Source organism: Chryseobacterium sp. CBo1 (assembly GCF_001693475.1).
GTDB classification, from domain to species: Bacteria; Bacteroidota; Bacteroidia; order Flavobacteriales; family Weeksellaceae; genus Chryseobacterium; species Chryseobacterium formosense.
Window position 1 is genome coordinate 1 of record NZ_MAUH01000001.1, and the last position, 17567, is coordinate 17567.

The 17567-nt window shown below is 33.1% G+C and carries 15 protein-coding genes; 10 read left to right on the plus strand and 5 right to left on the minus strand.

Features of this window, described 5'->3' with window-relative positions; all coding sequences use genetic code 11:
* Window positions 1-48: 48 nt before the first annotated feature.
* Complete coding sequence (locus tag BA768_RS00005) at window positions 49-1200, minus strand: hypothetical protein (RefSeq protein ID WP_065719210.1); 1152 nt, start codon at window positions 1198-1200, stop codon at window positions 49-51.
* A 102-nt stretch (window positions 1201-1302) separates the two neighbouring features.
* Between BA768_RS00005 and folE the strand changes: the two genes are divergently transcribed.
* The 8 genes from folE to BA768_RS00045 all read left to right on the plus strand — a co-directional run bounded on the left by folE (window position 1303) and on the right by BA768_RS00045 (window position 10574).
* Window positions 1303-1971 carry a GTP cyclohydrolase I FolE gene (gene folE, locus BA768_RS00010; RefSeq protein WP_034678095.1) on the plus strand — a complete coding sequence of 223 codons (669 nt, stop codon included), beginning with the start codon at window positions 1303-1305 and terminating at the stop codon, window positions 1969-1971.
* Window positions 1972-1987: 16 nt separating this feature from the next.
* A complete protein-coding gene (locus tag BA768_RS00015; protein ID WP_065719211.1) occupies window positions 1988-2419 on the plus strand; it encodes a DinB family protein in 432 nt (143 codons plus the stop codon).
* Between the two features lie 112 nt (window positions 2420-2531).
* Window positions 2532-3998, plus strand: coding sequence for a cysteine--tRNA ligase (gene cysS / locus BA768_RS00020; RefSeq protein ID WP_065719212.1), 1467 nt, complete (start codon window positions 2532-2534; stop codon window positions 3996-3998).
* 197 nt (window positions 3999-4195) lie between these two features.
* Complete coding sequence (locus BA768_RS00025; protein WP_065719213.1) at window positions 4196-5359, plus strand: T9SS type A sorting domain-containing protein; 1164 nt, start codon at window positions 4196-4198, stop codon at window positions 5357-5359.
* 126 nt (window positions 5360-5485) lie between these two features.
* The gene (locus BA768_RS00030) at window positions 5486-8137 is read left to right on the plus strand and encodes a 4-alpha-glucanotransferase (protein WP_065719214.1); all 2652 of its coding nucleotides are present in this window, start codon (window positions 5486-5488) and stop codon (window positions 8135-8137) included.
* Between the two features lie 35 nt (window positions 8138-8172).
* Complete coding sequence (locus tag BA768_RS00035; protein ID WP_228388243.1) at window positions 8173-9285, plus strand: hypothetical protein; 1113 nt, start codon at window positions 8173-8175, stop codon at window positions 9283-9285.
* Between the two features lie 180 nt (window positions 9286-9465).
* Window positions 9466-9921 (plus strand): hypothetical protein, encoded by a 456-nt coding sequence (locus BA768_RS00040; protein WP_065719215.1) that lies wholly within the window; start codon window positions 9466-9468, stop codon window positions 9919-9921.
* A gap of 143 nt (window positions 9922-10064) precedes the next feature.
* On the plus strand, window positions 10065-10574 hold the full coding sequence (locus BA768_RS00045) for a ferritin (protein ID WP_065719216.1): 510 nt from the start codon (window positions 10065-10067) through the stop codon (window positions 10572-10574).
* An 80-nt stretch (window positions 10575-10654) separates the two neighbouring features.
* On the opposite strand, the gene BA768_RS00050 is transcribed toward BA768_RS00045, so the two are convergent.
* Window positions 10655-13795 (minus strand): UvrD-helicase domain-containing protein, encoded by a 3141-nt coding sequence (locus BA768_RS00050; protein ID WP_065719217.1) that lies wholly within the window; start codon window positions 13793-13795, stop codon window positions 10655-10657.
* A gap of 181 nt (window positions 13796-13976) precedes the next feature.
* Between BA768_RS00050 and BA768_RS00055 the strand changes: the two genes are divergently transcribed.
* Both BA768_RS00055 and BA768_RS00060 read left to right on the plus strand, forming a co-directional pair.
* Window positions 13977-14723: a hypothetical protein gene (locus tag BA768_RS00055; protein ID WP_065719218.1), complete on the plus strand. Its 747-nt coding sequence runs from the start codon at window positions 13977-13979 to the stop codon at window positions 14721-14723.
* Between the two features lie 5 nt (window positions 14724-14728).
* Window positions 14729-15514, plus strand: coding sequence for a hypothetical protein (locus tag BA768_RS00060; RefSeq protein ID WP_065719219.1), 786 nt, complete (start codon window positions 14729-14731; stop codon window positions 15512-15514).
* 13 nt (window positions 15515-15527) lie between these two features.
* Here the strand turns inward: BA768_RS00060 and BA768_RS00065 are convergent, their stop codons facing one another.
* The 3 genes from BA768_RS00065 to BA768_RS00075 are packed head-to-tail and all read right to left on the minus strand — an operon-like array spanning window position 15528 to window position 17533.
* Complete coding sequence (locus BA768_RS00065; protein ID WP_065719220.1) at window positions 15528-16040, minus strand: GNAT family N-acetyltransferase; 513 nt, start codon at window positions 16038-16040, stop codon at window positions 15528-15530.
* Window positions 16041-16042: 2 nt separating this feature from the next.
* Window positions 16043-16264, minus strand: a complete 222-nt coding sequence (locus tag BA768_RS00070) for a PspC family transcriptional regulator (RefSeq protein ID WP_034678114.1) — start codon at window positions 16262-16264, stop codon at window positions 16043-16045.
* 6 nt (window positions 16265-16270) lie between these two features.
* Entirely contained in the window at window positions 16271-17533 is a 1263-nt protein-coding gene (locus BA768_RS00075) for a DUF2851 family protein (protein WP_065719221.1), read from the minus strand.
* Window positions 17534-17567 lie beyond the last annotated feature (34 nt).

The following is a 17567-nucleotide window of genomic DNA, read 5'->3' on the forward strand; positions in this document are numbered from 1 at the left end:
GATGGTTTGGAGCGGTTTCGCCAAAGGCGAAACCGCTCCAAACCTCTTTTACAACATCGGATGCCTTTCAAATTCCTTATTTTGATCGAATAAATAACGATATGTTGCCAATTTTCTCGTCACAGTTGTGTCCAGATTTTCAGCAATTTTTATCATTTTTGGATTAAAATCACCGATCCACTGCATTTCTGTGACTTTAAAATCGGTGTGTTTTCTTAAATGTTGAGTGCCCTCCCAGATCATATATCCTTCCAGACCCTTTTTTTGCCATTCAGGAACAACTCCGAAAACGAGTCCGATCATTTTTTCGTTTTTCTTAAACCTTTTAATCCAAATAAATTTTAGCTTTTCCCAGATTCCAAATTTTCCGTTTAAATATTTAAACCATTGATTGGTATCAGGAAGATTCATCCACATGGCAACAGGTTTTTCATTTTCGTATACAAACCATGAAATATGCTCATTAATGATAGGCTTCATCATTTTAAACATTTTCAGAACCTTAGCTTCTTCCATACATTTTCCTTCTCCGTGAGAAGCCCAGGCTTTATTATAAATTTCAGTAAAATCTTTAGCAAATTTCTCCAGTTTATCCTTAGTCATTGGTTTTGCGGAGATTTCAGGATTCTTGCTGTGTTTCGCATGCATCACAGTGAAAACTCTGGAAACCTCTGCAAAAATCGGTCGCGAAAAACAAAGCTGTTCAAAATAAACTTTAAAACCGTAGTTTTCTAAAAGATCTTTGTAATACGGGAAATTGTAATTCATTCCATATAATGGTTCGATAAAACCTTCAATTACAAGACCCCAAAATTTATCCCGTTCTCCAAAGTTGATCGGGCCATCCATCGCTTCTATTCCTTTTTCCTGAAGCCAGTTTTTACAATAATCAAAAATGAAATTGGCAGTTTCTTGGTCATTAATACAATCAAAAAATCCTATTCCGCCGGTTGGTTGGCTTTGTTCGTATAAGTTATTGATGAAAACGGCCACTTTTCCAACTGTTTTAGAATTATTTTTAAACAGAAACCTTGCACATTTGCCATCTTTATAAAATTTGTTTTTTTCAGGGTTGAAAATATTTTCGATGTCTTTGTCTAAAGGCCTGATGTAGTTTTTGTCGTACTGATAAAGTCTTGCCGGAAAATCGAGGAATTCCTTTTTTTGATGGGTATCTAAAACTTCTTCAACAGTAATCATAGCTTCTTTACTCAGTATAAAACCGAAAGGTAATATTTTTAATTATAAATTGAAATACACGAAAAGATTTTATCCGTATTTTTGTTGCAAAATAAATAAAAAATGGTTGATTTTACCGATAACGACGATGATATTTTCACAGGAAAAGAACATACGCCTATACGAGATGATGCTTTTGAAAAATCACCAGAAGAAAAAATAGAAAAAATTACCGGACTTTTTGCAGAAATTATGGAAACGCTTGGCCTTGATATGACCGATGATTCTCTTAAAGATTCTCCAAAAAGAGTTGCGAAAATGTATGTTAATGAGATTTTCGGAGGACTTCTTCCTGAAAATAAGCCGGGAATTTCTACCTTTTCAAACAAATATAAATACCGCCAAATGCTGGTGGAAAAAGATATCACAGTATATTCATTCTGTGAGCATCATTTTTTGCCGATCATTGGAAGAGCGCATGTTGCATACATTTCAAATGGTGAAGTGATCGGATTGTCAAAAATCAATAGAATCGTTGATTATTATGCGAAGCGACCACAGGTTCAGGAAAGACTGACGATGCAAATTGTTAATGCGCTAAAAGAAGCTTTAGGAACAAAAGATGTTGCCTGTATCATTGATGCTAAACATCTTTGCGTAAATTGCAGAGGGATAAAAGATACGGCAAGTTCAACAATTACGGCTGAATTGAGTGGTATTTTCAGAACCAATCCGATTACGAGACAGGAATTCCTTCATTATGTGGGAAGCCATGCGAAATTGGATTATTAATTAAGAGAATATAAGTATGGATTATCAGATTCTCAAGAATATTGTGAACGAAGAACTTCAAAGGTTTGAAAATATTTCGGAAGAAGAATGGTCAGCAAAAATTTTGCCTGAAAAATGGTCGAAAAAAGAAATTTTAGGTCATCTTTGTGATAGTGCTTTATCAAATATCAGAAGATTTGTAATCACTCAATATAAAGAAAACGAGAATATTGTTTATGATCAGAATTTTTGGGTGAAAGCTCAGAATTATCAGAATACTCCGACTTCAGATATTATTAGTTTATGGAAATTTTTGAATTTTCAGATAGTAAATACTGTTGAAAATATTCCTGACGAAGCTCTCCAAAGAACTTGTGATATGACAAAAACGGAATCTCAGATTTTCACTTTAGAATTTATTATTAATGATTATATTGGTCATTTACAACATCATTTAAAAGCTATTTAGTAATGATAAAATTTAAAAAAGTTTCAGATAAGATTTTTATAGCAACCATTATTTGTTGTTAAAAACCTCTATAAAAATTTTGAATCTTAAATCTTAAACTTTGAATTAAATTATGCAATTAAAAATATACAACTCGCTTGCGGGAGAAAAAGAAATATTCAAACCCATTTTAGAAGGAAACGTAGGAATGTACGTTTGTGGACCGACGGTTTACAGCAATGTGCATTTGGGAAATGTACGAACTTTCCTTTCTTTCGATTTTATCTATAGAAGTTTGATGCATTTGGGTTATAAAGTTCGTTATGTAAGAAATATCACCGATGCAGGCCATCTTACAGACGATGGAGATGTGAATAACGATCGTTTCGTAAAACAAACCCGTTTGGAAAAACTTGAACCAATGGAAATCGTACAAAAATATACAGTCGATTTTCATAAAGTTCTGGATATGTTTAATTTATTGCCGCCAAATATTGAACCGACTGCAACAGGGCATATTGTTGAACAAATCGAGTTAACACAAAAATTAATCGAAAAAGGATTCGCTTACGAAAGCAATGGTTCTGTATATTTCGATGTTTTGGAATATAACGCAAGAGGTCTTAATTATGGTGAATTATCAAAAAGAAATATAGAAGAACTTTTCGCAAATACCCGTGATTTAGACGGACAAGGTGAAAAGAAAAATCCACAGGATTTTGCATTGTGGAAAAAAGCCTCTCCGGCTCACATCATGAGATGGAATTCGCCTTGGGGAGAAGGTTTTCCGGGATGGCATCTAGAATGTACTGCGATGAGCACAAAATATTTAGGTGAAACTTTTGATATTCACGGTGGCGGAATGGATTTGAAATTCCCACACCACGAATGTGAAATTGCACAAGGGAAAGCTTGCAATGATACCGCTCCGGTAAATTACTGGATGCATGCCAATATGTTGACAATGAATTCCCAGCGTATGAGTAAGTCAACAGGAAATTATATTTTGCCGATGCAGTTGGTTTCAGGTGAAAATGATTTTTTCGAAAAATCATTTCATCCTGCGATCGTTCGTTTTTGTTTTTTACAGGCGCATTACAGAAGTGTTTTAGATATTTCAAATGAAGCAATGTTGGCAAGTGAAAAAGGTTTCAGCAGATTGATGGAAGCCTTGAAAATTGTTTCGAATTATGAATTTCGGCTTTCGGATTTGTCATCATTCGATTTGAAAGGTTGGAAACAGAAATGTTATGATGCATTGACGGACGATTTCAATTCTCCGATTCTGATTTCGCATCTTTTTGAAGCTGTCAGTTTCATATTTAAATTAAAAGAAAATAAAGAAACGATTTCAGCTCAAGATCTGGAAGATTTAAAATCTACCTTAAATGCTTTTGTTTTTGATGTTTTAGGTTTACAGAATATTGAAGAGAATAACAATCAAAAATTAGATCAAACTTTGCAGGTTTTAATTGAACTGAGAAATCAGGCAAGAAAATCTAAAAATTTCGAACTTTCAGATCAGATCAGAGATAAGCTTTTAGCAGAAGGAATTGAATTAAAAGACGGAAGAGACGGAACTTCTTACGTTTTGAATTAGAACGTAAAAATATTTACTTTAGACTCTCACATTTTGTGGGAGTTTTTTTATGCATAAATTGTCATTTCGACGAAGGAGAAATCCATTTTCAATCTTTAACTTAAATATTAATCTCAACCTAAAAAAAAATATAATCCAATCCGAAAATTATGTAACTTAGTCATACTAAAATGATTAAAAATTAAAATTTATCTATTATGAAAAAACATTTATTTCCTATTGTCTTATTATTACTTGGAAACACAGTTAGCGCACAGCAGGATTTTTTTGCACTAACAGGAAAAAACTCTCCCGGAATTGAATTCAGTGATTTTCGTGCAATGAATTCAGACGGAACATCCGGTGAAAGTATTTTTGGTGTTTCTTCAGAAGCAAAAGTGATTTCACAGGCGAGAAAATCGGCAATTACAGAGGTTAAGAATTCTTATAGTAATTCTCAGGCAACAACTTTAGCGACATTAGCATTTGATGCTTCAGGAAACAATTTGGTGTATATGCCAATGTTTTCATCCAATATTTATGTTTTAAATCAGAAAACAAAAGAAATTACTTTGGTCGAAAATACAGTTGCGAGAGTTAGTTCTTGTGACATCAATTCGCATATCACGAGAATGGCAACCGGATATGACGGAAATATTTATGCGATCAACAATGCAGGAACGCAATTTCTTCAGATCAGCAAAAAACACGATCAATACATCGTCAGTGATCTTGGAATCATTAAAGATGATGCTTCCAATGGTAAGAATTCGTTTACGTCAATGGAGACGGGTTTTGGTGGTGATATTATTGCTGATGCAGATAATAATTTCTACGTTTTTTCGGCTTCAGGAAATGTGTTTAAAGTTTCAACTAAAGAACTAAAGGCTAAATTCGTAGGGAAAATTACAGGTCTTCCTGAAAACTATTCCGTAAACGGGGCAGCTGTAAATTCAAAAGGGAATATTGTTGTGGCAAGCGCAAAAGGTGCTGCTTTATATGAATTGAATCTCAATAGTCTAGAAGCAAAACTGCTTCCGGGAGAACAAAGTCTTCACATTTATGATTTAGCGAGTAAGTATTTTGCAAATGACAGAGTTGCAGCAAACAATACTTTTGCGAATATTGATATTTATCCTACAAAAGTTGAGGATCAGACAATAACGGTAAATGTGAATGATAAATCGGTGAAAGGAAATATTAAAGTGAATATTTTTGATATTTCAGGAAAATCTGTCATGTCTTCCAATCTGACGGTAAAAGATGGTAATCTTAATCAGCAGATTCAGTTAAGAAATTTGGTGACTGGAGCGTATTTGGTGAATATTATTGAAGAATCCGGGAAAACTTTACTTTCAAAGAAAATCCTCGTGACAAAATAACTGACTTTTTTTATAATATTTTAAGACCTTTTCTCAGCTTTGAGGAAAGGTTTTTTAATGAATATTTGATGTTGCAACAACTTGTTTTTCAATTTTAAAACGTATTTTTAAGGAAAATATGCATAGATGAAATTATATTTTAATATAGAATATCATACAAAACCCGGCGAAAAATTAGAATTAATCATCGATGAAAAAGATTCAGCTCCTCGAAGTCACTCAATGTTTCATACCGAAAATGGTTTGTGGAAATGTGAAGTCGATTATTTTTCAAAATCAATAGATTATAAATATCAGCTTACAGATGACAGAAAAAATGTTTTGCGGGAAGAATTCGTAAAACATGGTTTAAATTTTCCACACAACTATAAAGAATTTTTAATTTTTGATGAATGGAATAATAAAAATTTTCCCGAAAATTATCTGAACAATAAAATTCTTCGAAATAAATTCACTCAGCTAAAGCCGCAAAAACTTCCGAGTTTAAAAAAACATACCCATTTATTCAGAATTGAAGCACCCATTTACAATCATGATTGGGAAATAGCTCTTGTGGGAAATACCTCTTCATTAGGCAACTGGAGCTACGAAAACTTCATTCATCTTTCCCAGACAGATTTTGGAATTTGGGAGGCTTCGGTTGAGATTCCGGAAGTTCAGTTGATTCAGTATAAATATGCCATTTTTGATAAAGCACAGCAAAAAATAGTAGATGTAGAAAGTGGTGCAAATCGATCAACAGTTCCGAATACACAGAAAGATGTTTTGCAGATTGTTGCAGATCATTATTTTAAATTTAAGTCTTATCAGATGTATCATGATGCGGGAGTTGCTGTTCCGGTATTTTCGTTGAGAACTGAAAATGGCTTTGGTGTCGGTGAATTTTCAGATATTAAAAAACTAGGAGATTGGGCAAATGAAACTTCCTTAGGAATTATTCAGATTTTACCAATTAATGATACAACGGCAAATTATTCATGGACAGATTCTTACCCATACGCCGCAGTTTCTGTCTACGCTTTACATCCGCAATATATTTCTATTGAAAATCTTGATTTTAAATTACCGAAGGATTTAGTTGATGAATATCAAGCTGAAAGAAATGAACTGAATGCTCTTGAATTAGTTGATTATGAAAAGATGATTTCCGCAAAATGGAAATATCTTAAAATCATTTTTAATACTGAGAAAGAGAGCATTTATAAAGACAGGAGCTTTAAAAAATTTATAAAAGATAATGAAGAATGGCTTTTGTCTTATTCGGCTTTCTGTGTGTTGAGAGATAAATATAAAACCCCAAATTTCAACACTTGGAAAACCCACAAAAAATATATCGCAGGAAAAGTTGCTCCGTTTTTCTCTGCTAAAAATAAAGATTATGATGCATCTATGCTTCATGCTTGGGTGCAGTTTCAACTTCATAAACAGTTGAAAGATGCTGTGGAATATGTTCACAGTTTGGGAATTTCTTTAAAAGGAGATTTGCCAATAGGAATTTATAGATATTCTGTTGAAGCTTGGACAGAACCTGAATTGTTCGGAATGGATTTTCAGGCTGGAGCTCCGCCTGATCAGTTCACAGAGATTGGGCAGAACTGGGAATTTCCAACTTACAATTGGGAAGCTATGAAGAATGATAATTATCAATGGTGGAAAAATAGATTCAAAGCATTGGAACAGTATTTTGATGCGATGAGAATTGACCATATTTTGGGTTTTTTCCGAATCTGGAGAATGCCAATTTCTGCGACTCAAGGTATTTTAGGTTATTTTTATCCGGCAATTCCTGTGGTTTTGGATGAATTTAAAGCAAGACATATTCCTTTTGATTTTGACCGATATTGTAAACCCTTCATCAATGATCAGATTTTATGGAGATATTTTGGAGAAGAAAATTTCAGAGCATTAGAATTTTTGATTAAAAACCCAGACGGAACGTATCAGTTTAAAGAAGAGTTTGGTACACAAAGAAAACTTACTGATCATTTCAGCAAACTTCCCAAAGATAAAATTGCGGAAAAACTCATTTCATTATGTGCAAATGTTTTGTTTGTAATAGAAGAAAAGGATGGTGAAACGGTTTATCATCCCAGATTCAATATTTTAAAGACAGAATCGTATCAATATCTTTCGGATTGGGAAAGAGAATCAATTTACGAGCTTTATCAGGATTATTTTTACAAAAGACAAGATCATCTTTGGAAAGAAAAAGCAATGGAAAAACTTCCTGCTATCTTAAGTTCTACAGATATGTTGATTTGTGGTGAAGATTTGGGTCTGGTTCCTGATTGTGTTCCCGAAGTGATGGATGAATTAGCAATTATTGCCCTAAAAGTTCAACGAATGCCTCCCGGAAATCTTTCTTTTTACAATCCCCAAGAAGCAACTTATCTGAATGTTGTTACGGCTTCTTCTCACGATAGTTCTACGCTTAGACAATGGTGGAAAGAAAATGAAGTTTTAACGCAGACGTATTTTAATCAACAATTAAATCAATATGGAAAAGCACCGGATGATTTGAACCCATATTTAGCTGAAATCATCATGAAACAGCATCTTTACAATGATGCAATGCTGGCAATTTTTCCGATTCAGGAATTTCTGGCAACTGAGGAAAGTCTTACAAATCCCAATATGAATAACGAAAGGATTAACGATCCTTCAGTGTTTCCGCATTATTGGCGATACAGAATGCACTTAAATATTGAAAATTTAATTGAAAATTCAGAGTTTAATAATAAAATTTCAAATTGGATCAAAGATAGTGGTAGGGAGTGATTGAAATTATTTGATTGAAAATCAGTTATTTAAAAATGTTTTATAAAGAAGTTTTATCTCAGGATTTAACTTCTTTTTTATATCTACATCAAAAAGACAGGAATGAGAATTCTTACATTAACCAATTAATGATTATCGAAATGAAAAAAATATTTATAGGATTTGCACTTGGATTAGCAACGTTGACGTTTGCACAGCAATATCCAAATAACGGTTGGGATAATGATGGATATTACGGAAATAACGACGGATATTATAGTGATGAGGATGATAGAAATTATTTCCCTGATGATTATTATTACAATTATCCACAAGATTATTATCCGTCAGATTATTATCAGAGTTATTACAATGATTACAGACAGAGTATTATCAATATCAACTGGAACGGGTTTTTTGTTCAGAACAGATTAAACCGATGGCAGATTGACCAGATTTTATATCTGAATAATCTTTACGCAAGTTTTTCAGCTTGGAATAACTTCTATAGATACAATCCGGACAGATGGTATTATGACAGATTCTATGCAATGGAAAGAATTTTAGGACCAAGAGTTTTTGTGGTTTTCCAGAATAATTATTATCACGGCTCAAGCCCAATCGTGTATTTCCAGAATTACAGAAGAACGCATTATGTTCCGAGATTCAGGGTAACTCCTAGATATAGAAATGTAAACATCAATATCTATAGAGTAGACAGAAACAGCTTTAGAAGAAATGATAATCCTACTTTGAATGTTGTAAGAAACTCAGGATTCAGAAACGGAAGTAACAATTCGGGAGGATTCAGAAATGAGAATGGAGTGAGATCAGGAAATAATGGAGGATTCAGAAATTCTGACAATGGTGTAAGAAATAATAACGGAGTAAGAGGAAATTCTGGTGGTTTCAGATCTGAAAGTCCAAGAGCAGAAAATAATAATTCTCCGAGAAATAATGGTAATGGAGGATTCAGATCAGAAACTCCGAGAACAGTTTCTCCGAGAGTAGAAAACAGTTCACCAAGAAACAACGGAAACGGAGGATTCAGGTCTCAGCCGAGAAATGAAAATTCAAGTCCGAGAATTCAGAATAATTCGCCGAGACAGCAAAACAGGGGCGGTGAAGGAAGAGGTTCTGGCTTTAGAGGAAATTTAGTTAGCAATTAGTTTTCATATATTATATTTGAGTGGTGTGAGAGTAGGTTTAATTATCTACTCTCTTTTTTATTTTAAAAATGTTTAAATATTTAACAATAAAATTTAACAAAAACTATGAAATTCATTTTTAACTTCTCGTGAAATTCAGCATCAAAAAGATATAAGAAACCAATTAATAATTTTAAATACATGAAAAAATTAGTACTAGCCGCAGCATTTATCGTAACAGGAAGTTTTGCAATGGCACAACAGGTAAATCCTCAGGATAAAAAAATCAACAGAGAGGAAATGCATAAAAAAATGGAGCAAAAGCAGCAAGAAAGAATGGCTGAAATGCAGAAAGAATTAAACCTTAATGAATCTCAGGTTGCAAAAATTAAAGATCTTCAGGAGAAGCGTAAAGCAGATATGAAAGCTGAATTTGAAAAAAACAGAGGTGAAAGACAGGCGAAAATGGAGCAGATGAAAGCAAAAAGACAGCAGATGGATAATGAAATGAAAAACATCTTGTCTCCTGATCAGTATGATAAATGGCAGGCCTCAAGAAAAGCTAAGATGGAGGAAAGAAAAGCGATAATGAAAGAAAAAGGGCTGAAAGGAGAGAGAAGAATGATGAAGAAAACACAGTCAGGAACTTCTATATAAGCTGATGAGAGGTTTATAATTTTGATTTTTAATGTTGGAAGGGCAGAGTTTTCTGCCCTTTTTGTATTCAATCTAAATCTAAATTTAAGCGTTTGTTTTTCCTTTCGACCGATAATCCGTAAATTTGAGTATAAATTTTTATTATGGTAAGTGAAAAAATTGCACAGTTAATAAACGAACAAATCGCACACGAGCAATATGCGGCTCAATATTATCTTTCGATGTCTGCTTGGTTTTCAGCAAAAGATCTTGACGGAATTGCCAATTACTTCAGAGTGCAGAGCAAAGAAGAATTGATGCATGCCGATAAAATGTTTGATTACTTAAACGATGTCGGAGGCGAAATTGTATTGGGAGAAATTCCAAAACCGCCTCACACTTTTGAAAGCGCAACCGATATTTTCGAAAAAGCTCTGGAGCACGAAAAGAAAGTGACAAGAAGTATTTTCAACATTGTGAAAAATGCTAACGATGAAGGCGATTTTGCAACAACTTCTTTCTTGCAGTGGTTTATCAACGAGCAGGTAGAAGAGGAAGCGATTGCTTCTCAGTATGTAACAAAAATTAAAATGGTTTCTGATAACCCTTCTGCATTATATCTTTTTGACCAGGAACTGGCGAAAAGAGTTTTTGTGGGAGATCCAACAGCGTAAATTATTTTTAATATCATTAAAAATTTTCGGCGGCACCAAAGGTGCCGCCGAAAATTTTTTAGCTTTATATAAACAGCAAATTACAAATAAATCAACTGCGTTTTAATCACTTTCATTCCCAGATTTTCTAAAACCGATTTATAGGTTTCAATTTGTTTGTCGTTCTTTTCGGTCTCCATTCCGGTTTTAAAATCGACAATAATGTAGCCTTCATCGCCTTTTAAAATTCTGTCGGGACGATAAATTCTGCTGATGCCTCTTTCCGAAATCATGATGTCTTTTTCATTGATTACTTTCCATTTTTCATCAAAGAATTCAGCGTATTGGCCGATGATTTTTTTTAAGTCTTCTTTAATATTTACTTTTTCTTCAAGCGTAATCTGACCTTCCAAAACATAGGTTTCCAAAACTTTATCAATATCCTTTTCGGTGTTGATTTTTGAAAGTAATTCGTGTACGAAAAGTCCGATTCTTACTTTTTCGTTTCTCACCTGATAATTTTTTGATGGTGTTGCAATTTTTATCGAACTTGTATTTTCATGTTCGTTTCTTAGGTTTTCAATACTTTTGGTTTTAAACTCAGAATTTTTATGACTGATCTGTTTTTTCAGCATTTCAGGATGAGTTTTGTATAAGTCGAATTCATCCAAATCCTGCAGGTTTTTAGACTGAACAAATTCCAGAATTTCTAAATTATTTGAAGTTTTATTCTGTTTCTGAAGATAGAAAAACAACTGTTCTACAGGCCGCGTTGTTGCAACATATTGCAGACATAATCGGTCGACAAGATTCTTATAAGAGTTTTCAAGGTTAAATTTTTGGATACCTTGGTCGTAGACTTCAAGATTTTTATTAAACTGATTGATGTTGACTGATTTTAAAGGCGAATTTTCATCATTTTCAAACCAGTTGGTAAATTCAGAATCTCGGTTTTTATTCATCATCGGAATGAAAACAACAGGAAACTCAAGTCCTTTTGCTTTGTGAATCGTCATAATCTGAATGGCGTCAATATTTTCTGAAGCCTGAATGGTGTACGTGGAAGCTTCTTCATCCCAATATTTCAGGAATTCTTTTGTGCTTGCTCCAGCATTCTGAGTGAAATTGAAAAGCATTTCCAAGAAGTTGAGCAAAAAGTCGGTCTCCTTATTTTCAATCGAAAATTCGTTGATATAATATTCAATAAAATTATAAAGATTAAATTTCGGAAAATGGTCTTGCTTAAGCTTTACATGATATTTTTCTTCAATAAACTGAATGATTTCTTCATGCTGTTCCAAAGCCAGAATTTCTTTCATTCCTAAAGTAAAATCCGGCATATTGATTCTTTCGAGTCGGTTCAGGTAAAACATCATCATGATCAGATGAGGTTTGTTTTTCGGATTGGTTTCCCATTTCAGAAACTCCACAATTGCCTTTAAGGTATCCGATAATTCTAAGGTTAAACCTTTATCCGAAATCGTTTTAATATTGGTTTCTTCACCATGATAATTGACTTTCAGATTCCCTAATTTTTGCGAATAAGAGAAAATGTCAAAATTTCCACGACAAAGAATCGTAATATCTGAAAATCTGAATCCGTTATCAAGACATTCCTGAATATCTTTCTGCATTTTCTCGGAAACATCGTTATAAAAATCTTCATTGGTTAGATTTTCAATAAGATTAACCTTTACACGTCCTTCAATACCCGATTTTGGGGTTTGCTCACCATCGGTTCCGAAAATATGCTGATGCTCTTCTTCAAGGTTTAAAGAATGAAAATGATACAGTTCATTATTAAACTGAACAATATTTTTAGCACTTCGCCAATTGTCTTTTAACACTAATAATTCTGCTTCTCTCGGTGCAAATTCTTTTTTATTAATGATGTCCAGCATCAGTTTGCTTTCACCGCCTCGAAATCGGTAAATACTTTGTTTCGGGTCTCCCACTAAGGTAAAAGAAGTGTTTTCTGTCGAAATACTGTGATCTCTCAATGGAACAAAATTCTGCCATTGTAATTCTGAAGTATCCTGAAATTCGTCAAAGAAATAATGCTGAAACTGCGATCCTACTTTTTCGTAAATAAAAGCTGAAGGCTCATTTTTAAGATTTTCATTAATTAAAATATTAAATTTTGAAAGCAGAACCAAATCATTTTCTTCTTCAATTTTTCTCAGCTCATCCTGAATGTCTTTATTCACTTTCAAAGGCAGCAAGGCGGAAAGAATTTTCTCTTTTTTTTGCGTTTCGATGAATAAAAGAATCAGCTTCATTCTGTTTTCCAAGAGCTGTTCTAATATTTCTGAAATTTCGGATTCTTTATGTTTTGATTTTGCAGCAGCTCCTTTTCTGTATTTTTCAACAACAGATTCTTCTGTCGAACTTGGAAATGGGAAACCAGGTCTTTTTTTCTGATAAAATTCTACCACTTTTGGGAAGAATCCACCCAATCCGTTTTTTCCTTGTGCAAAATCTTCGATATCAATATTTCTTGATTTAAACAATTCAATCGAGCTTAATGCAAGATCCAATGACTGCTTTTTATTGGAAGTAATTTCTTTTCTTAAAGTGTTTTTGATGTTTTCATAATTCGCATCGTCAAATTCTTTGTTGTCTTTCAGATGTTCATAATGAATATCTTTTACAAATTCTTTCGCTGAATCGTATAGATTTTTATTAAGATTAATTCTCTCATTATTTTCCAGACTGTAATCTACATAATCCATGAATGAATTGGAAATATTTTCATTTTCCCCAATCTGGTCAAGCATTTTGTCAACTGCTTCAATTAAAAATGGCTCTGCATCAATTTCAAGATTAAAATTTTTAGCCAAACCTAACTCATAAGAAAAGCTTCGCACCAATCGGGAATTAAAACGGTCAATCGTTCCGATATTTAAGGTTGAATAATTATGAAGGATATAATCTAAAAGTTTTTTTGAACGATAATGAAGTTCATCAATGGTTATTTTTAAGCCTTCTGTTTCAAATGCTTTTTGGATGTTTTTTAAATCGTTGTTTTCGACGTAATTCTCTGCTGTAAATTTATTTAGCCAAGAAAGAATTCTCTCCTTCATTTCATTGGCGGCTTTGTTTGTAAACGTCAATGCCAAAATATTTCTTATTGACGATTGTTGATTGGGATATCTCAGACAAATCATCAAAAGCCTCTGTACAAGAGCGTAAGTTTTACCGGAACCGGCCGATGCATTGATTACTGTATAAGAGTTTGACATTTTTAGCGAAAGATTTTATGCAATTTAGATAAAATTTAATTTAAAATTTAACAAATCGGAGCCTATATTTTAACAGTTTTCAACTTTAAATTCAAAAAAAATATTAAATCGCGTTAAGTCTGGTTAAACTTATAACAGAATTAAAAAATAACTTTAGTTTTGTTACATAAAACAATAATCTGTGAAGTTTAAACTACTCTTTATTTTATCATTCATTTTTTATATCCAAATTAATGCTCAAAGCTATATTTTTGGAAAGATCTCTTCAGAAGACCTTACCGAAGTTCCAGCCGTTACAGTTATTAATATACGAACTAACGAACAGGTTCTTACCAATAGAGACGGTCATTTTATGGTTTCCGGGAGAGAGGGTGATATTCTGCGTTTTTTTAAAAGCGGCTATGAAAGAATTGACCGTAAAGTCTCCAAAGAAAATTTAGTATCGCCAATGAATGTCCAGTTGACGAGAGCTGCTCAATTAATTGCTGAAGTCGAAATAAAAAAAGGACTCAGCGGAGATTTAAAGATTGATTCTAAAACGCTTAATCCTCCAAAAAAAGTTGAAAAACTAAAAGCGGAGATCAATAATTATCTCAAGCAAAAATCTGATCCGAGAATTTTAGCGGCAAGACCAGGAGAATTTGTACAACCAAAAGGACAAGGTTTTTCAATTGGAAAAGTGAAAAATAAATGGGATGACCTTGATTTGTCTAATTACCTGGCTTATGCTCTTGGAGATCAGTATTTTGCAGACTTAAAAATAGAAAAACCTTTCATTCATCATTTTATTACCTATATCCTTACGGGAGGTTTCGAAAGGCAAAAAATACTGAAATATGGTTTTGTAAGTGATGCCGATTTAAGAAGGTTTCAGAATGCTGTTCTTATGAGAATTGATTCTTACAAAGCTCCACAAACTCAAAAATAAGTCTAATGAAGAGAAATATTTTTGCGGTATTTTTCTTTCATGTTATGACACTTTTTTTCTGCCAGCAAAAAGTTTCGGGGACTATAATGAGTGAGAATGATATGATAGTAACCTCAGTTTTAGTTGTGAATATGACTAATGATAAGAAGGTTTACAGTAATTCTTCCGGGGAATTCTCGATTGAAGCATCAGAAAAAGACGAGATCAGATTTGTGAAAAAAGGTTATGAAAGAGTTTCCAGAAAGGTTTATAATGTAGATGTTCCGATGAATGTTGTCCTGATAAGAATACCTGAGGAAATTGAAGAAGTAGAAATTGTTTCTGTAACAGGTGATCTGTCCAAAGACTCAAAAAGACTTACGAAAATTGATAAAAAAGACCGGCTTCAAAAAGATATTGGTTTGCCTAAGCCTAAAACAGGAGAGAAACCTCGTGAAGTTCCGGCTGAAATAAAAAGAGTTTTATTTGCTGCAGCTCTCGGGAATCTTGATGTTCAGGGTGTATATGATTTGATTAGCGGAAAAGCAAGAAGACAGAAAAGATGGTATAAGTATGAAGATGTACAGAAAGATATTACTTGGATCCGAAAGAGAATTGCTGACGAAGATTTTGTAAAAGATGGAGTTCCGGCCGAGAAAATTTCAGAGTTTTTGGAATTCAGTTTTATTGTTAAACCGGATGTGAGAAAATATGTACGAGCTAAAAATGTTTCAGGAGTGATGTTTAGTCTGGATGAGGTGATTCCTGTTTATGTTGAAAGACTTAAAGAAAATATGAAATCGAAAGAATAAATGAATGTTTTATTTAATGATAAACAATATCGTAAATCTCGTCTTTTACTTCTTTTAAATTTTCCGGGAAATAATTAGCAAGAAGCCAAAGCTGAAGGCTGTTTTTACCTTCGCCGTAACTTGGCTGTACATACATTTCATCAATGAGATTAAAGCCATTTCTTTGATAAAACGAAAAACGTCGTTTAGAATCTTCGTTCAAATGTTCAGGTTCGATTTCTAAGATAATTCTCGGATGATTTTTAAACAAATAATCTGTGATATGAGAACCTAGTTTTTGGTTTCTGAATTGAGAAAAAACTTCAAAATGCTCTACAAAGATATGATTACTCAATTCCCAAATGATGAGGTAACCGATGTTTTCAGAATCATGCAAAACCGAAATTACTTTTACTTTCGGATGCTCAAATAATTGTAGAAACTTATACCAATCCCGTCTTTCATCTTCCGGAAAAGAAGTTGAGTAGGATTTGTAAATCTGTTGCACGCGATAATCATCGGGTGAAGTAATCTGTAGAAATTCCATGGTTAAAGGTCAAAAACGCTCGGTCTTCTGGTAATGAAAATATCTTTGATCCAAAGTGTAAAAGCCAAACCGAGATAAATTAAAAAGAAAAAACCTGCCGTCGCAAAAGTTGAATAAATGAAGAAAACTCTCAGTTTAGAAACCGGAATTCCCAGTTTAGCACCCATTCTTGTGAGTACACCAAACCATTCGCGTTCCATTTTATGACGTAGATTATCAAACATTATTTACTATTCTTTTAAAATTTTAAATCCGATACCGCAATTTAAGCAATTTTTTGTTTCGCAACAGTTTTTGAAATGATAAATCAGACTCTGGCTTTCTAAAGAGTTTCTGACTTTTAAGCCTAATTGTTTCCATTGCGCAATAACCGAATTCTTTTCAGCCTGAATTTTATTGTAAAAAGTAAGGATTTCATCATTGATGTTTTCGTTTTGATGCTTGTGATAGGTGAATTTTATTGGTAAAACGGTATTTAAAATAATCAGTTCAATGAAATCTTTCGTTAATGTTTTTGTTTGATTAACAGGAGATATTTTTCCAAAATTAAAATGATTATCCCAATATTCTGATGCTTTTATTTCTTTAAAAATTTCAATTAAACCATTTGTATTCTGTGCTGATATGATTTTAGAAAATATATTCTGATGCTGAAAATACAGATCAGCGAGTTGTGATAATCTGATGGTCGGGAAATTAGGAGGTCGTAATCTTAGAAATTTAGGGTAAATCTTAACATCGGAAATATTGTATTTGTTTTTAATAAAATCAAATTCTCTTTTCCACAACTGTATTTGTGGGTCTTGTGGGGTTTCTAGCCATCCGGAAACTCCGAAAAATAAAGCTTCAAGCTGTGTTTTGTTTTGCCGTATTTTGTTGATAACGATAAAGTCAATACTTTCTGCAATTTGCTTGAAAATAGAAGCGTTGACTTTCAGGCCAAAAGAGTAGGCGAGATGGTGAAATAATACGGCTTCATAATTGTTTTTAAAGCGCTGTAAATCGGTTTCTATCTCTATTGATTTTTCCTCAAGTTTTTTCAATAAATTTTCTTCGTGAAATTGAACTGGAATTTTCTTGGTATTGAAAATCTTTTCACACGGAATAAACTGACTTTCTTTCAGCAGATTTTCATATTTCTCAAAAATATTCTTATCGATATGGTCTTTCAATTCTAATGTCGGAATATTCCGATTTTTAAATTCTTCTATGTCAATATCATTCTGATAAACTACGTGTAGAATAATATTTTGATAAGCAGGATCTTTGGTGTGATTGTGAAAAATCCAATCTGAAGCTTTTACGTGAAGCTCGATATTTCCAGCAAGAATAACATTTTTGATCTTGATTTTTGCCATCAGAAAATCCGGACCGGAATCGGTGTTCAATTTTCCGAAATTTAAAATTTCAACAGGATTTCCTTCGGTATCTGTAAAATTGTAATGGGTAAATACTTTAAAGTTCCAAAGGTATTGAAGCAATTTTTCGTTCATCAGTTGTGATTTTGTGTGACAACTAATTTAGTGA

What these genes read in the sequence shown, in the direction of transcription:
- BA768_RS00045 (WP_065719216.1), top strand. Translation starts at nt 10,065, where the DNA reads ATGGTAAGTGAAAAAATTGCACAGTTAATAAACGAACAAATCGCACAC.
- BA768_RS00035 (WP_228388243.1), top strand. Translation starts at nt 8,173, where the DNA reads ATGTTTTATAAAGAAGTTTTATCTCAGGATTTAACTTCTTTTTTATAT.
- BA768_RS00005 (WP_065719210.1), bottom strand. Translation starts at nt 1,200, where the DNA reads ATGATTACTGTTGAAGAAGTTTTAGATACCCATCAAAAAAAGGAATTC.
- BA768_RS00065 (WP_065719220.1), bottom strand. Translation starts at nt 16,040, where the DNA reads ATGGAATTTCTACAGATTACTTCACCCGATGATTATCGCGTGCAACAG.
- BA768_RS00075 (WP_065719221.1), bottom strand. Translation starts at nt 17,533, where the DNA reads ATGAACGAAAAATTGCTTCAATACCTTTGGAACTTTAAAGTATTTACC.
- BA768_RS00030 (WP_065719214.1), top strand. Translation starts at nt 5,486, where the DNA reads ATGAAATTATATTTTAATATAGAATATCATACAAAACCCGGCGAAAAA.
- BA768_RS00040 (WP_065719215.1), top strand. Translation starts at nt 9,466, where the DNA reads ATGAAAAAATTAGTACTAGCCGCAGCATTTATCGTAACAGGAAGTTTT.
- cysS (WP_065719212.1), top strand. Translation starts at nt 2,532, where the DNA reads ATGCAATTAAAAATATACAACTCGCTTGCGGGAGAAAAAGAAATATTC.
- BA768_RS00070 (WP_034678114.1), bottom strand. Translation starts at nt 16,264, where the DNA reads ATGTTTGATAATCTACGTCATAAAATGGAACGCGAATGGTTTGGTGTA.
- BA768_RS00015 (WP_065719211.1), top strand. Translation starts at nt 1,988, where the DNA reads ATGGATTATCAGATTCTCAAGAATATTGTGAACGAAGAACTTCAAAGG.
- BA768_RS00050 (WP_065719217.1), bottom strand. Translation starts at nt 13,795, where the DNA reads ATGTCAAACTCTTATACAGTAATCAATGCATCGGCCGGTTCCGGTAAA.
- folE (WP_034678095.1), top strand. Translation starts at nt 1,303, where the DNA reads ATGGTTGATTTTACCGATAACGACGATGATATTTTCACAGGAAAAGAA.
- BA768_RS00060 (WP_065719219.1), top strand. Translation starts at nt 14,729, where the DNA reads ATGAAGAGAAATATTTTTGCGGTATTTTTCTTTCATGTTATGACACTT.
- BA768_RS00025 (WP_065719213.1), top strand. Translation starts at nt 4,196, where the DNA reads ATGAAAAAACATTTATTTCCTATTGTCTTATTATTACTTGGAAACACA.